Origin of the sequence: Candidatus Methanoprimaticola sp. MG2 (assembly GCF_047501175.1) — an archaeon.
Classification (GTDB): domain Archaea; phylum Thermoplasmatota; class Thermoplasmata; order Methanomassiliicoccales; family Methanomethylophilaceae; genus Methanoprimaticola.
On sequence record NZ_JBEQWH010000004.1, the window covers coordinates 105,476 to 122,137 of the forward strand.

The window sequence follows — 16,662 nt, forward strand, 5'->3', positions numbered from 1 at the left end:
CATGAAAATTTAGATCATGTGTGATGGTGAAAAATGGATGTTCCGAATGTTCTGGTGAAAAAACAATATCATCTTGATTTTGGACCATTTTTCATGAGTGTAGTCTATTCAGCAAATTCTTTAAATTGAATTTGCTATTTAGACTACATGTATTCTGCAGGCGAGCTGAGGTTCGTCCATGCCGTCGGAACGGGCCGCGACACCGTCGGGAAGGTCGCATCGGAGCTCGGGATGACCGGGAACGGGGCGTACAGGATCGCCAGGTCCCTCAGGGAGAAGGGCGTGGTGTCCGTGTCCCGCGGGAGGGTGTCGCTCGAGAGGAGGGCACATGTCGGGAAGCTCGCGGAGGTCCTGACCGGTGACGCGGGGCTCGTGGACCTGCTGTCGGGGTGCGGCATACCGGTCCTGATGGGATTCCTCGCGCCATCCACGGTGACGGACGTCGCGAGGGCGCTGGAGCTCAACCGCGTGACGGTGTCACGGAAGGCGTCCGAGGCATCCGGACGGGGGATCCTCGTCCGCACGGACGGCGGACTGACCGTGAACCGCAGGGCATGGGCCGACCTGGCGGTGTTCCTGGAGGAGCAGCAGAGGTACGACTCGGTGACCGTGGACGGGATAGACCATCCGGTGACCGTCTACCGCCGCGGGAGGGACTTCGTCGTGTACTCGTCCCCTACGGACGAGGGCGACCCGAGGACGGGGTTCTCGGTTTACGGGGACCATGGGGTGGAGCTCGTCACCCGCAGGACGTACTACTGCAGGACGGACAGGGAGCTCACCATGGCGGACGCGTTCGTCCATTCCCTATATATCATAGAAATAGAGGAGGATTGGAACGACAGGCTCCTCGCGGTGATATTCTATCTGAAGCACAGGGACGTCCTGAGGAGGTTCGACCACCCGCTGATAAGGAGGATGGAGTCGGTCATCGCGGGAAGGTCCCCCAAGGGATGGCCGCTGAGGTCCGAGGTCAGGGACGTGATGGAGGCGTACGGAGTGGAGATGCCAGGGGAGGACCGAGGGATAATCTCTGGAGGATGTCAGAGAGGTCTGTATCCCCCGGTCATCGGTTCAGAGGATTGACACGAACCCGTCGAACGACGCGTTCGAACCCAACATGACGTTGCCCTCGAGATCCACGATCTTCGTCACCTGCACCTCCCTGAACAGGTCCCCCTCCCTGGCGAACACCTGCACCGTGCCGGGAGAGGCGATCCCGTGCTTCCTGCGCGGTATCGTGAGGACATAACCGGAACCGTCGACGGCCCAATCCCCTATGGTGAAGTTCCGTCTATACGGGCCGATGACGACGTCCGTCAGCACATCCTGTCCGCCGATGGCCTCAATACCGCAGTACGTCGGTATCATCACGGAACAGTACAACGGCACCAGACGATATGCGTCCCCTCCTCCGCGCCTCATGGACACCACGAACGCACGGTCGGGATTGTAATCGGAGATGTACCTCATCAGGCTCTTGGCATCGATCTTGATCTCGGCCTTCACCTCCACCGGGACCGGTCCATCCCTTCCGTCGATCAGGAAGTCCACCTCCAATTCGTTCTTCTTCCAGTAGAATGCCCTCTCGGCACCCCCGGACAACATCTGGCACAGGACATGGTTCTCCGCCAGCGCACCCCTGAACAGATGGTCGTCCCCGGTGCCTCCTGACATGACCTCCCCTCCCTTCCCGGACATGACCCTGAGGATGCCCACATCGGCCATGTACAGTTTGAAGTTCGTCGGCATGCACACGCCGCTCAACGGGACCGCGGGGGACTGCACACGACACACCTTGTAGACCAGGCCAGCGTCAATCAGCCATGTCAGTGCCTTCTCCAGGTCCTTTGCCCTGGCCCCCGGCTTCGCGTGGCCGAAGACGAACTTCTTGCTCTCGCTGGCTATCTGCGAGGGTATGGAGTCCCAGATGTGGGTCACGTTCTGGAGTTCGTCACCCGCATGCTTGGAGAAGTCATCCCTGTAGTCCATGACGATGTTCTTCAGGATCCTGGTCACGGCGGAGATATTGTGGTTTTTGACCCACGACGATACCGCGCCAGGCATGCCCCCTACCAGATAATACTCCCGGAAGTACGGCTCCAACCGGTCATGGATCGGCTGGGGGACGATGTCGTCCTCCCCCTTGTCCATGATGTATCTCGCAAGGTCCCCCTCGCCGTTGGCATGGAGGAACTCTGGGAAGTCCATTGGGTACAGGCGTATGCGGTCCACCTTCCCGACCGGGAACGAGTCGGGTTTCGATGTTATCAGCCCGAGGAGGGACCCGGCACATGCCACGTGCAGCTCCGGCATCTCCTCGGCGAAATACTTCAGCGAGGTCAGCGCGGACGGGACGCTCTGGATCTCGTCCAGGATCAGCAGGGTCCTCCCCGGCACTATCCTCCTGCCCTGGACGATCTCCAGGTTGCGCACGATCGCCTCGGGATCCAGGTCACCCTCAAACAGGGCTCCGACGGAGCCGGTCCTCTCGAAGTTCACGTACACCATGGAATCGAACTCCTTCCTGCCGAACTCCTTCAGCAGGAACGTCTTCCCGCACTGACGGACACCCTCCAACAGGAGAGGCTTCCTGTCAGGACTGGCCTTCCATCCCATGAGCTCCCCGTACGCTCTTCTGTACATATGCCTCAGAGTGTGATTCGGTTATAAAATAACATGCTGAATTTATGCATTTTTACATAAAAATATGGTCTGAATCTTGCATTTTCATAGAAATTTTTAACGCCGTTTATCATTCAGAAAGTCTGCTAATGGTGTGTTTTATGCATAGAAATATACGTGAAAATCCACGATTTCGATGATTATCCACGGAATATGTGATGATTCTACGATGATTGTAGGCATATCCTCCGAATTCAAAGACACTCCATAGGATGCTAATGGCAATATGTGATGATAATATCTTAATCGGTAGGTGTGATCGGTCACCGGAGGGCCGCATGCCACAGCTGTCACAGGACCCTAGGGCAGAGTCGTCCCTGCATGATGGCACGCTGTTGCTTCTGCATGCAGACATGTGTATGCATGGAGACATCGCAAACATGCAGTCCCTTCCTTTGACGGAGGCATCCGCAGGAGGCCTTACGAAGTGTGCGATCCCGCTATGGCGGAAGTCCCCCGACGTGAGAACAGGGTGTTTTCCTGATACGCGCACCGAGGAACCGCCACGCAAGGGTTTATATCGATGGACCGTTGGGCGGTGACAGGCATTGTGTATACCTGAGTACGGAGAGGATGAGAGTTCAGGTGCCTGACCGGAGAAATCCGGAGGAATACACATGAAAACAACCAAATTGGAAGTCACGGGGGGGGGCTATGCCGCTCAAAACTCCTCGCGGCTATCGCCGTTCTGGCGATCGCGTTCGCGGTCTTCGCAGCTGTACCTGCAGTTGCCGATGACAGCGATGCGAATACAACACCAGTTGATGTCGATACTGCGTCAGATATCACTGATGGTGCCAGCAATGGAATTCTCAAACTGACTGCTAACACAACTTGGAATCTGAAAGCAGATGTATCTGTCACAACACTGAAACAGATTAATCTTGCTGGATACACACTCACGATTCAGAGCGATCCTGACGCCAAGGCCAACTACACGCTCACGCTGACCTCGGCCGCCACCGACGTCTCGTTCATCATCAACTCTGGCAACACTCAGTCCAGTGTTATTGTTGATAAAGCCGATGTCGAGCTTACTGGCAACACCACCACTGCCACATTCATCAACATGAATGCCGAAAGCCCCCAAGGGGTAGTCTTCGACATCAAGAATGCCTCCAACGTCACCGTCGAAGCGAACGGTGCACACTCCGCAGTCCAGACCGCGAACAACACTGTGTTCAAGGTTTCTGGAGCCTCCGCACTCGACTTCATCGGGAACAGTGGGGTACAGTGCGCATACTTCGATATCAGCGGAAAATCCGTTGTCAATGCGGATATCGGGAACGCTTCCGTCGCTGGATACTTCAACATGAACGATGCCAATGTTAACGTCGAGAACATCAACATCTATGGAGCGAAACTTGTCGCTTCCGACATCAACGCCACCGGCTTTGTCGGAGTATATGCAAAACAGAGTACTACTTCCAACATCGCTGGGCAGACTGCCGCCATCAATGCTTCGGAGATCACACTCTTCACCGACTCGGAAATCGTTTCTCCTGAGCTGTACAACGGACTCTACAATGCAGTCAGTGGGACCTCTACTGCAAATGGGACTGCTGCCAAGTTCACCGACGGAACCGTCGAGTTCCAGAACATCAATGCTGACAGTAAGGCCGCTACCGGATGGACCTTCAACGGGACCACCGTTCGCGGTGCGACCACTGTCGAGGCCGCAAAGGACGCGAATGTTACCATCACCGGTGGAGACAACGGCCTTATTCTCGGAGAGAATGCCTCTCTCACACTCGTCGAAGGTAACAAGTTCGTCGGAAAGATCGGATACATCGCAGACGATGGGAAGGCGAAGCTGACCACTGTTTCTGAGAACGGCCTCGTTGCCGGGACTGACGGACTGACCTTCTCCGAGGGATCCGTTGTTCTCTCCGGTACTATCAACGCTACTACCGCGGTCACCATCACTGCGAATGGGGATGTCGAGATCGACGGTGCGACTATCACCGGGACCACGACCACTGCTGGAGGCCTCACCGTTACCATCGACAACGGCGCTGGGAACAGTGTTTCTGTAGTTGGAAAACTCACTGTTGCTGAGGGTGGATCTCTGACGGTCACTCAAGGTAGCAAGCTCACTGTCGATCCTAAGGCCACCCTCGCAGTCGGAGGAACCGTCTCCGGAGCCATCGACAACAAGGGAACCATCGCATTGATCAGTCAGAAGGCAAACGTCGCTGATGCGGACGTCACCGGGACTGGGACCGTCGACTCCTCCGCCATCGCATCCGAGGGTACCATCAGCGGATCCTTCGACACCACTACAACATTCACCAAGAACCAGGTGATCACTGCGACAGGGGACGTCACCCTCGTCAAGGGGACCGTGTTCACATTCGAGGGAACCCTGATCATCCCCGAGGGGATAAAGTTCGTCGTCGAGGACGGAGCCCAACTCATCGTCAGCGGGATCGCCGGGAAGATCGAGAACAACGGGGCCATAATCATCGAGTCCAAATCCCAGTCCAGCATCACTCCTACTGGAGCTTCTGAGGCTGTCGATCGCAACGGCGGATTCGTCATCATGGGAGGATCCGAGGTCACCAACAACGGAACCATCACCCTCGACTACACCCTCCCTGAGGTCCCGAGCACATACTACTCCATGAACATCGCTTCGAAATTCACCAACAACGGGAACGTCGTCGTTGGAGAGGATTCCGAACTCGTCATTTCTGCAACCAATGCAGTCAACGGTGTCGACGGAACCTTCAGCATCGCAGGGGCCTTCAGCATCGACGCACTCGCCAACGCGGGTCTCGTCACTATCAACGGAGAGGTCACCAAAGCCTCTAACATCTCCCTCACATCTGTGGATGCGAAGGTAGACATCGTCTCCATCGCTGGATCATTCCTGCTCTCTGTCAACAACACCGGATTCAACTCCGATGAGAAGCTCAACATCGTCAATGATGAGGCGCAGAAAATCAATATCAAAGCTGGAACCGGAACAGACGCCAGCAGTAGCAAGCAGGTCATTGAGGGAATCTCGATTACCCTGAAGACCGAGAAGACCGAGGACTATACACAGAGCGACGAGAAGCCCCTCTACCAGCAGTTCGTCGTGAGCGGTAAAATCACCACCTCGTTCGTCGATACCACTGTTGACTCTGAGAAACTCGGAATCTCATATGTCTCCGCCTACGGACGTGCCGTGGTCTCTGAAGCAGTATCCGTTGGAGAGAAGATCACTTTCACCGTGAAGAATGACTCCGACCTCATCGTCAGGGGAACCTTCGATGTGGTCAAGGGTGGAGTTTTCAACATCGGTGCAGCTGACTCGAACATAACCGGTTCCGCTGCAGGAGAGGTCACCGTCACTGGGAAACTGACCCTCATCGCAGCGGATCTCGATGCGACCGAGAAAAGTCGCATCAACGCCGCATCATACACCGTCGCGAGTACCACCGAGACCGACAAGAAGTACGTCTACACCGCTTTCGCAACAGCCGTTGCGGATGGTGCGAAAGTCATCAACATCCTCGGAGAGAATGATGTCGATGTCGATGTGACAATTCCTGCAGATGTCTCTGTCATATTCAGCAACACCGGCGACATGGCGATCGATGAGGATGCGGAAGTCTCCTTCGAGACCGGCTCCATCCTGAAGAACGCTGGAAGCGGAATCGATGTCGACGGAGTCCTCTACATCGCGGATGTCAAGGGAACCCTGAAATCCGGTGCGGACAAGATCGTCAGCGATGTCACCATAAACGGCGAGAAGGACAGGACCTACTGCGGACTCGCATACGCCCTCGGTAACGCTAAGGAAGGCGACGTCGTGAAGCTCAGCAATGACCTGACCGGTGACAACGCCATCTCGAAGAACCTCATCATCCCCGCCGGAGTCACCCTCGACACCAACGGATACGATGTAGTGGTCGAGAAGAACGTGACCGTCACTGTGAACGGGACCCTCTTCATCGACAACGACCGCGAGAACTCCATCATCACCCTCAACCCTGGAACCTCTGCAGCCGACAAGGATGCGAAGATCGTCGCCAACGGAGTCGTCAAGTCCGACAACAGGTCCATCCTCGAGATGGGCCTCGACATCACCGGTGCATACTACGTGATCGAGACCAACACCGACGACACGTACTACGTGGAACCTGTCGAGAACGCCGTCGGGAAGATCGCCGATGCTGGTGCGCTCTCCTATGGAGCCGACTCTGTGAACATGGTCGTGATGAACTATGATGCTGACGCGGCCCTGAAGGTCTCGGACATCACCGTCACCGGGAAGTCCGCCGACGAGCCCGCGGTCATCCTCTTCGCCCTGAACGATGTGGAGATCAAGAGCATCACCCTCGACAACGCGGCAGCGGCATTCGCTGACATCGATGTCAACGCCGTCATCACCAACAGTGTCGGAACCGTCACTGTGAACGGAAACTCCTCGATTTTCACCGTGGGATCGACGAACATCGATGATGTGAAGACTCTCGTCATCGCCGGTGGATTCGAGGAGTTCGCCGACACCGACGACAGGACCTACGCGTTCACCGTCGCCGGAGTCGCATCCCTCAGCACCTGCGACATCGACAAGATCGTTGTCGATGGAACCCTCAACGTCCTGGCTGACTCTGATGCAGACAAAGCCGTCATCGGAACGCTCGTCGTCAACGGAACCTTCAACGTTCCCAGCGACACCTACGCCTCCATAACCGAAGCCGAGGTCTACGGAACGTTCTCCGTCGCCGAACTGACAACCGAGCAGAATGCAGGCACCGCCACTGTGGATGAGATGTACGTCGGCATCTCTATGAAGGACGCCGAGAATGACACCTCTGGAGCCGCAGGAACCGTCACCGGACCTGTCGATGTCACCAAGTACGTCGTCGTTGCACCCGGATCTACCGTCCCCGAGGCTATCACCGAGGAGAACTCCACCCAGTTCTATGTCGAGGACACCCTGTACATCACAGTCTACACTGTCGATGGAAATGCGAAGATCGGAGAATTCAAGACCAAGGTCGAGAACGCCGACTTCCAGTACTGGTCGAAGGGAACTGAGAATGCAAACGACAAGAAGGTCGGAGATGTTGGATACGAGAAGGTCACTGCAAAGATCGTCTACGAGGTATACAACGTCGTTATCCTCGCCGATGTCGGAGTCAACGATGTCTCCATCGATGGAAACCTCATGCTTGCCAACGGAGCCAACAGCTACTATGCCATCGTCGCTGCTGGAAAGCACACGATCACCTACAACCTCGCCAATGGATACACCGGAGAGGCCAAGCTGGCTGTCAATGGATCCGTATTCGATGGTGCGACCTGCACCCTCGACGGAATGAACTTCGACATCTCCGGAAAGTTCAACGAGACCACCAATGGATACGACACTGTCGTCACCCTCCAGCTCACCGGCATCGAGAAGTCCGGGTTCGTCCCCGACGCACCCGACTCCAGCGACAACGGCGGAATGACCATCACAGACTACCTGCTGATCATCCTCGTCGTCCTCATCGTCGTCATGGCCATCATCGTCGCCATGAGGCTCATGAGAAGCTGATCATAAACGCACGGATGAGCGAAGGCTATCGACCAATCACCTGAAGAGCAAACACAGGGGCCCGGAAGGGCCCCGAGACCCACATAGATCCTGAAGAGCAAACACCTTCCCCGTGCCCTCCGGGGCACGGGACGTCACCATCACGCTCACACCTCACATGCTCGCGCAATGACGCTAAACCGGACTGCGGTTTCAAAAATGCGTATTCCTCCGCAGACCTCCTTACGCCCTGCAAAAAACAGGGCGGTCAACACGACGGCATGTGAGGTCTCATGCGAAAGTACCGCGTTTCCCGCACACGGCGCTCGAATCAACGGGGATCCGGGGTTTATATCCGACGGGACTTAGGCGGGATTAGGCATTGTGTATACCTGAGAACGGAGATGGATGAGACATCAGGTGCCTGAAACCGGAGAGATCCGGAGGAATACACATGAAAACAACCAAAATGGATGCTGTGGGGGGGGGGGCTATCCCGCTCGAAACTCCTCGCGGCCGTCGCCGTTCTGGCGATCGCGTTCGCTGTGTTCGCGGCTGTACCTGCAGTCGCCGAGGACAGCGACGCTGCGCCCGCATACAGTACCGACGAGAAAACGGCGTCTGTCGCGAACGCTGAAGATTTTACCACAGCAATAAGCAATACCAAAGTTGAGACGATCAACATCACGGCTGATTTTAAAACGAGTAGTGCGATAAGCATCAACCGTGCCGTGACGATTAACGGAGGCAACCATACAATTACAGCCACCGGATCGGAGTGGGCCAACAGCCAAGGAAGCGGCTATGTCCTCAACATCACTGCCGCTGCCGATATCAACGACCTCAACATCGACAGCAATGAAATCGCTGGCGGAGTCAACGTCTCTTACGCAGATACGACAGTTCTCACAATCGACCTGAACGATGTCGATGTCACCAACTACATCAGAGCAGGGTTCGCTGTCGGCCAGCACACGGTCAACATGACCGCATGTAGCGCGACCAACCCTGCCGAAAAGGCATGGGGAGGACTCAATGTCGGAAACGAGACCGTTGCAGGGTCTGTCACTCTGGACACCCTGGACGGGATAGGGTCCGCGTACACCGAGAACACTAGTGCAACGATCGGAATAACGGATAACGATGGTGTGATCGAGGTCACCGTGAACCAGTGCAAGGTCTACGGAACCTCCTCCAACAGTGCATGGGTCGCAAAATCCATCTCTAGTGCCACCGACATCACGGTCCACTCCGGAGCCGTGTTCACTGTTCCCTCCGGCGTCAATGCCGACGTCAGTAAGTGCAATATAATCATCGAGAACGGTGCGACCTTCAGCGGAAATGTCATCAACGATGCTGCGGGAGCGTACGTCTCCGTCACCGCGGACTCGAAGACCAATTCCAAAGTGAAGATCTCGAACGAGACCGTGCAGACTGCAAGGGCCCTCACCACTGGAGCGACACCTGCGACACCCGTCGTGATCACCGGAGAGATGTCTGCCGGTGAGATCAAAGGGAAGATCGAAGGTGCCGATAACATCGTCCTGAAGGATGTCACGATCACCGATGGAAAGCTCGAGATCGGAGAAGACGTAAAAGTCTCCATAGCAGAAGGTAGCACCGTCAAAATCGAAGAGGGTGCCGCACTGTCCATCGCCAGTGCCAGCGACCTGAGCAAAGGAACGATCGAGAACGACGGAACCCTGTTCGTCAACAACAAGGACATCGTTCTCCCCAGCATCACCGGAACCGGATCCGTGGACACCTCCGGGATCGCATCCGACGGAACGATCAGCGGAGACTGGAAGACGTCCACCAAATACGGAGCATACCAGACCATCACCCTCACTGGCGACACCACTCTTGTTGAGGGGACCCTCATCATCATCGAAGGAAAGATGATCATTCCCGAAGGAGTGACCCTGACCATCGAGGACGGAGCGAGGCTCGTCCTCTACAACGGGACCGCGGAACTCGAGAACGATGGGACCATCATCGTGGAATCGAAGATGGCTAAGGTCGCTGCAGATAAGATCGACAGCGACTATTTCGGGATCGAAGCTCTGAAAGAGAAATCTGGAGGGTTCATCATCCTTGCAGGAGCATCCGCCGTGAACGACGGATCGATCATCCTGGACTACACCGCTGTCGAGGGTGATGGGAAGACCGAGTTTACATCCATGAACCTGGATGGGGCCAACTTCGAGAACAACGGGACCATCACCGTTGGAGAGGACTCCTACTTCGCCAACTATCAGAAGTCTGCCTTCAAGAACACCGCTGACGGAGTCGTCGACATCAACGGGATGTTCGCGTTCGGCTCCAGCGGAAAGTTCCAAAATGCCGGAACTGTCACCATCAACGGAGCCCTGATGGATAACACCACGATCTCCCTCACATCCGCCGATGCAAAGGTCGATGTCGTGAGCATCAGCGGAAACGGAAAGAAACTGACGATCAACGACACCGGTTTCAATCCCGCGAAGACCGTTCTGAGCAACGATACTGACACACTTAGCGTCGTCTTCGCGCCCGCTCAGAATAGGACAATCGAGGGAATGACCGTCACCCTCGCCCTCGAGAAGAACACCGAGGTAACCACAGGCACAGAGTACTACAAGCAGTTCTCTGTCGCTGGTGCGGTTGCATCCTCGTACATTGGAGTTGCAGATGAGCCTCCGAAAGATACACTTACTGGAACGATCAACCTTTCCGGAAGGACCGCTGTCGCAGATGCCCTCTCCATCGGAGAGTTCGTCGAGGTCAATAACGCCAGCAGCATGTACGTCTCCGGAACCATCACCGTCGTGTCCGATGCCAAGATGACGACCACCGGCGCCATATACGTCACCGGAAAGATCACCGTTGCCAAGATCGATCTGACCGTCAGCACTGATGGAAGCATCAATGCCGCGAAATACGAGGTCGCGAAGACCACCACTACCGAGAAGCAGACCATCTACACCTCCTTCGAGACCGCGGTCGCCGACGGAGCCAAGAAGATCACTCTGCTCAACAAGAACACCGTCACCAAGGACATCACCGTCCCAACCGGCGTTGCAGTGACCAACAGCGGCGAGCTCGTCGTCAAGACGGACGCGAAGGTCACGTTCGATGCTGGATCGACCTTCAAGAACGCGAAGACTACCGCCGATGGAGTCGTATACATCGCGGATGTCAAGGGCACCCTCAAGACCACCGGAGATTTCGTCAGCGACGTCATCATGAACGGTGAGAAGGACAGGACCTACTGCGGAGTGGCCTATGCGCTCGGCAATGCAAACCCCGGCGACACCGTGAAACTGTCCAAGGACACTGTGACCATCAAGAACAGCGTCGAGATCCCCGCCGAGGTCACACTCGATACCGACGACAAGGCCGTCGTCATAGGGAACAATGTGACCCTGACCGTGAACGGAGTGTTCTACATCAACAAATCAGATGTCAGCTATGCACCCGTGGAAGGCGTGAAGGAGAAGGGAGAGATCGTCCTCAACGGGATGATCAAGTCCGACGACGATGTGTTCGTGAATGCTCTCAAAGTCTCTGCGGCATACTACTACAAGACCGAGAAGGGAATCACCTACACCTATGCCGAGCCCGTATCTGCTGCGGCCCTGAAGATCGCCGAGGTCGACGATCAGAGTCTGGGCATCCACAACTTCGATTCCGAGGCGGCCCTGAAGATCGATGATGTCACGTTCGCGGGAAAGCCCGACATGAATGTTGATTGCGCTACGATCGTTGTCTACGGAGATGTGGTCGCATCCAGCATCACCCTGTCCGACGCAGGAATCATATTCACTGGAAGCGAGTTCACTGGAACCATCACCGATGGTACCGGCACTCTGGACCTGGCAGGTGTGGCAGGATACTACACCAGTGTAGATGCATACATCCTGTTCAGTGTCGTTTCCACTGTAGATGACGATGAGAAGAAGATCTTCGAAGTGGCAGGGGGATTCTACTCCTTCAACGACAAGGACAAGAAGGACGTGTTCACTGTTTCCGGAGAGGCCGCCCTCGGACCTTCGGACATCGATGCGATCACCGTCGATGGAATCCTGAACATAGATAACGAGAACGCGCGTTCCGTGATCGACAAGCTTGTCATCAACGGAACTGTCAACGTTCTGAACAACTCCACACTCGATTCCGATGTTATCGAGGTCTATGGAACGCTCGCCGTGTCCGAGGCCACCGCTACCGAAGGAAAGGGTGTATTCGATGTCGATGAGCTGTATCTCGGTGTGTCCGAGAAGACCATCGAAGGAAATACTGGAGCTGTCGCGACAGTGACCGGCCCCGTCATCCCCGAGTTCATCAACATCCTTGCAGTCGTAGCTGCGGGATCCAGCATCCCCGAGAGCGCTGTCAAGAACATCGACCCCACCGAGTTCTTCGTCGAGGACGAACTGTACGTCACCGCGTATGACTTCGATGGCACCAAGACGTCCGTCCAGGATATCAAGACCACCATCTCCAATGCGGAGTTCAAGTACTGGCTGAATGACAAGGGCGAGGAGGCGACCGAGAACATCGGAGACATCGACAAGGTCACCGCCAAGATCGACTACGAGGTCTATGAGGTCGTCATCGTCGGAGCCGAAGGCGTCATCGACATCAGCATCGACGGAAACCTCGTCTCTGAGGACACCCCCATAAAGCTCACTGCAGGAGAGCACAAGATCACCTATAATGTGGCCATAGGATACTCTGGCGAGGCCAAGCTGGCATTCAACGGAGCTGTCAACGATGGAACCGTCTGTACGATCGACGGCATGTCATTCAACATCTCCGGCGACCACAGCCCCGAAACTGGAAAGGACAGGCTTGTCACATTCCAGCTCACCGGCATCGAGAAGACCGGATACGTCCCCGACGCACCCGACAACAACGACTCCGGAATGACCATCACCGACTACCTGCTGATCATCCTCGTCGTCCTCATCGTCGTCATGGCCATCATCGTCGCCATGAGGCTCATGAGGAGCTGATCGCGAACACACGGATGAGCGAAGGCTATCCCCACTGACCTGAAGAGCAAACACAGGGGCCCGTAAGGGCCCCGGCACCAGCCCAATCCTGAACAGCAAACACCCTTCCCCGTGCCTCTCTGGGCACGGGACGTCACACATCACGCTCACAACATCACAGCATCACTAAATGCCGCTAAACCGGTCCCCGGTGTCGGAAAAATGCGTATTCCTCCGTCGGACCTACTTACGCCCTGCGAAAAACAGGGCGGTCAATTCTGATGATCGAAAAAAAGAAGTCGCGGCCCGCCCCCCGATCACGGAGGGACGGGACCGCATCGATAAGTCGGACTCAGAGTCCGGACAGGGTCTTCCTGATCCTGTCGAACCCCTCGCGGATCTGGTCCTCGGACGTCGCGTAGGACACCCTGAAGAATCCCTCCCCTCCGGGCCCGAACGCGGTACCGGGGGTGACGGCGACGTGCCCCTCCTTCAGGAGGATCTCCGCGAGCTTCGCGGACGGCATGTCCACCGAGTACCTCGGGAACACGTAGAACGCCCCCTTGGGGACGTTGCATTCGAGCTGGGGGATCTCCGCGATCAGGTCCAGCGCGAGGTCGCGCCTCTTCCTGAACTCCCTGACCATGTCGTCCTTCGCACCCTGGGGGCCCCTGATGGCCTCCACGGCCGCCTTCTGTGCGAAGGAGACCGCACAGGATATGGAATGGGACTGCAGCTTGTTGATCGCCTTTATGTTCTCCTCGGACGCGATCGCCCATCCGAGCCTCCACCCGGTCATCGCGTACGTCTTGGAGAGACCCGACACCAGCAGGGTGCGGTCGAACATCCCCGGGAGGGACGCCATGGACACGTGCTTCCCCTCGTAGATGATGCTCTCGTAGATCTCGTCGGACATCACCAGGATGTCGTGCGCGATCGCGATGTCGGCGATCTGTCTCAGCACGTCCCCGGGTATGACGCACCCGGTCGGGTTGGACGGGGTGTTGAGGATGATCATCCTCGTCCTAGGGGTGATCGCCGCCTCGATGAGCGCGGGGTCCACGACGAACTCGTCCTCGAACCTCGTCGGAACGTACACGGGGACACCGCCGCACAGGCGGATGCACGCCTCGTAGGAGACCCACGAGGGGTCCGGGAGGATGACCTCGTCCCCGGGGTCGATGAACGCCAGGGCGATCATGAATATCGCCTGCTTGGTGGGGGTGACCAGAACGTTGGACGCCTGGCAGGGAACGTTGTCCACGGTCCTCTCCATGTCGGCGACCGCCTGCCTGAGCTCCGGTATGCCCATCGACGGGGTGTAGTGGGTGAAGCCGTCCTGGAGAGCCTCGCAGCACGAGTCTATTATGTTCGCAGGAGTGGTGAAGTCGGGCTCACCCATGGAGAAGGACACTACGTCCACCCCATCCGCCCTCATCTGGCTAACCAGATTCGAGATGGCGATCGTCCCCGACGCGGGGATCTCCTGAAGTCTCTTGGAAACCATGGTCGTTCCTCTTGATGCGCGTGCATGAGAGTAGCTCATTAAAAGCCTTCCATGGGAGCGCTCCCCGGAGGGGTGCGGACGGTGCGCCCGACGCATCGCCGCCTGTCATGACAGGGACGGAGGTTCCCTCATGATTGTTGCAATAAGCACCTCAAGTTCCCTCATAAAAGATGCATATTTATCTTACCAGGCATATCCGAGATCATGGAGCGCAAGGCGTACGCCATGATGATGTCCTGGAAGGAGGACCCCAACAGGAAGGCCCTGCTCGTCAGGGGATGCCGTCAGACCGGTAAGACCCATCTCGTGAGGGAGTTCGCCGAAGCCAATTACGAAAGCCACATCTACATAGACCTGGAGGACCGCGCCGATATCCGCGCAGTGTTCGAGACAGAGGACATATCCGCATCCGCGATCATCGACCGCATCTCATTCGACGAGCCTGTCCGGCTCGTACCCGGGAGATCGGCCATAATCCTGGATGAGATCCAGTCCTGCATATCGGCATACTCGTCGCTGAAATCCCTTGTGATCGACGGCAGGTACGACATCATAGCATCCGGGTCGCTCCTCGGCGTCAAGATCGACGACCTCCAGCGCAGGACCCCGATGGGATACGTCAACATCCTGGATATGGGGCCTATGGACTTCGAGGAGTTCCTCTGGGCCATGGGCGTGAAGAAGAGCGGTACGGACATGCTCCACAGGTGCATAGATAACAAGGAGCACATCGACGACTACATATGCAAGAGGACCAACGACCTGTTCAGGAGATACATGGTCGTAGGCGGGATGCCGGCGGCCGTACTCGAATACTCTGTCAAGCAGAACTACGCAGCGGTACGTAAGATCCTGAACGACATCCTGGAGGTCGTCGGAGAGGATGCGGAGAGATACTCCAAGGGCTCACAGAGACTGAGGATCGAATCCTGCCTCAGGTCCATCCCGGAGCAGCTCGCCGACGAGAACGACAAGTTCGAGTACTTCCGCATAGAGAAGCGGAAGGGAGGGGCGCGCCTGTACGGCACCGCCCTGCTCTGGTTGAAGAGGGCGGGGCTCATAGAGTACTGCTACAACCTCGAGGAGCCTGTCGCCCCTCTGACGGGAAGGACGAGGAGATCGTCGTTCAAACTCTACATGGCGGACACAGGGATGCTGACGGCCATGATGGAGGATGGGGCCGCAGGGAACATAGTCAATCGCGACCCGTACTCGAACAACGGTGCGGTGATGAGGAACGCGATAGGCTGTGCGCTCAGGAGCAACGGATACGAACTGAGGTTCTATGGGAAGAGGGACAGCACCCTGGAGGTCGATTTCGTGATAAGCATAGGGGGCAAGGTCTCTGCCATAGAGGTCAAATCCGGCAGGGACAAGAGGGCGAAGTCCCTGCGCTCGCTGTCCAGGACCCGTTCCGTGTCACGTCTGATCAAGGTCTCGGACGGGAACGTCTTCGTCGACGAGAACGGTATCGAGAACTATCCGTTGTTCGGGCCATCGTTCTTCCCGAGGTCCGACGGATCGGACATAGAGGAGATGGGAAGCATGGACGACCTGAACGCCAGGTTCGATGAGGTCCGCGGGGATGATGCGCCCTCGGATCGTTGTCATGAGGACAAGGTCGCTGGCGCTTGACGTCCCGTCCATGTCAGATCGGCAGGTCCTCATTGTATTATCCGCAGACTTCAAGAACGGTACCATCTGAATCGAAGAGGCCGTAGACATGACCTGTTATCCGGGAACGATCGAACACACCATGGCTATCGCCAGAAATGACCGATGAACGGCCCGAAGACTGTCACGAGTGATAGTGGATCGGCTTTCGATAGCTTCCCGGTGTTGTCCTGCACGCCTTCAAATGGATACAGAAAAAGTATGATGCAGATGATAACGGGTTTGAACACTTCATACTAAATTATTAGTTGGTTTATGTTATTTTAGAGAATTAACCAGTTAAAAGTCTGAAATTACAGAGTTTT

6 protein-coding genes are annotated in these 16,662 nt (G+C 56.3%); 4 read left to right on the forward strand and 2 right to left on the reverse strand.

Translation table 11 applies throughout. The features are described 5' to 3' along the window. The first annotated feature begins 147 nt into the window (after positions 1-147). Positions 148-1,086 carry a hypothetical protein gene (locus V5D86_RS04200; RefSeq protein WP_414595450.1) on the forward strand — a complete coding sequence of 313 codons (939 nt, stop codon included), beginning with the start codon at positions 148-150 and terminating at the stop codon, positions 1,084-1,086. Here the strand turns inward: V5D86_RS04200 and V5D86_RS04205 are convergent. Continuing rightward, positions 1,075-2,646: an ATP-binding protein gene (locus V5D86_RS04205; protein ID WP_414595451.1), complete on the reverse strand. Its 1,572-nt coding sequence runs from the start codon at positions 2,644-2,646 to the stop codon at positions 1,075-1,077. The two genes, V5D86_RS04200 and V5D86_RS04205, sit on opposite strands and share 12 nt — an antisense overlap. Before the next feature lie 1,108 nt (positions 2,647-3,754). On the opposite strand from V5D86_RS04205, the gene V5D86_RS04210 reads away from it, so the two are divergent. Together V5D86_RS04210 and V5D86_RS04215 are read left to right on the forward strand one after the other, a co-directional pair. Next, entirely contained in the window at positions 3,755-8,221 is a 4,467-nt protein-coding gene (locus V5D86_RS04210; RefSeq protein ID WP_414595452.1) for a beta strand repeat-containing protein, read from the forward strand. Between the two features lie 452 nt (positions 8,222-8,673). Beyond that, positions 8,674-13,197, forward strand: a complete 4,524-nt coding sequence (locus V5D86_RS04215; RefSeq protein ID WP_414595453.1) for a beta strand repeat-containing protein — start codon at positions 8,674-8,676, stop codon at positions 13,195-13,197. Between the two features lie 331 nt (positions 13,198-13,528). Here the strand turns inward: V5D86_RS04215 and V5D86_RS04220 are convergent, their stop codons facing one another. Then, the gene (locus tag V5D86_RS04220) at positions 13,529-14,683 is read right to left on the reverse strand and encodes a pyridoxal phosphate-dependent aminotransferase (protein ID WP_414595454.1); all 1,155 of its coding nucleotides are present in this window, start codon (positions 14,681-14,683) and stop codon (positions 13,529-13,531) included. Between the two features lie 204 nt (positions 14,684-14,887). Between V5D86_RS04220 and V5D86_RS04225 the strand changes: the two genes are divergently transcribed. Next, positions 14,888-16,318 carry an ATP-binding protein gene (locus V5D86_RS04225; protein WP_414595455.1) on the forward strand — a complete coding sequence of 477 codons (1,431 nt, stop codon included), beginning with the start codon at positions 14,888-14,890 and terminating at the stop codon, positions 16,316-16,318. Positions 16,319-16,662 lie beyond the last annotated feature (344 nt).

Coding starts and splice junctions, on each gene's coding strand:
- V5D86_RS04200 (WP_414595450.1), top strand. CDS start 148: ATGTATTCTGCAGGCGAGCTGAGGTTCGTCCATGCCGTCGGAACGGGC.
- V5D86_RS04205 (WP_414595451.1), bottom strand. CDS start 2,646: ATGTACAGAAGAGCGTACGGGGAGCTCATGGGATGGAAGGCCAGTCCT.
- V5D86_RS04210 (WP_414595452.1), top strand. CDS start 3,755: ATGAATGCCGAAAGCCCCCAAGGGGTAGTCTTCGACATCAAGAATGCC.
- V5D86_RS04215 (WP_414595453.1), top strand. CDS start 8,674: ATGCTGTGGGGGGGGGGGCTATCCCGCTCGAAACTCCTCGCGGCCGTC.
- V5D86_RS04220 (WP_414595454.1), bottom strand. CDS start 14,683: ATGGTTTCCAAGAGACTTCAGGAGATCCCCGCGTCGGGGACGATCGCC.
- V5D86_RS04225 (WP_414595455.1), top strand. CDS start 14,888: ATGGAGCGCAAGGCGTACGCCATGATGATGTCCTGGAAGGAGGACCCC.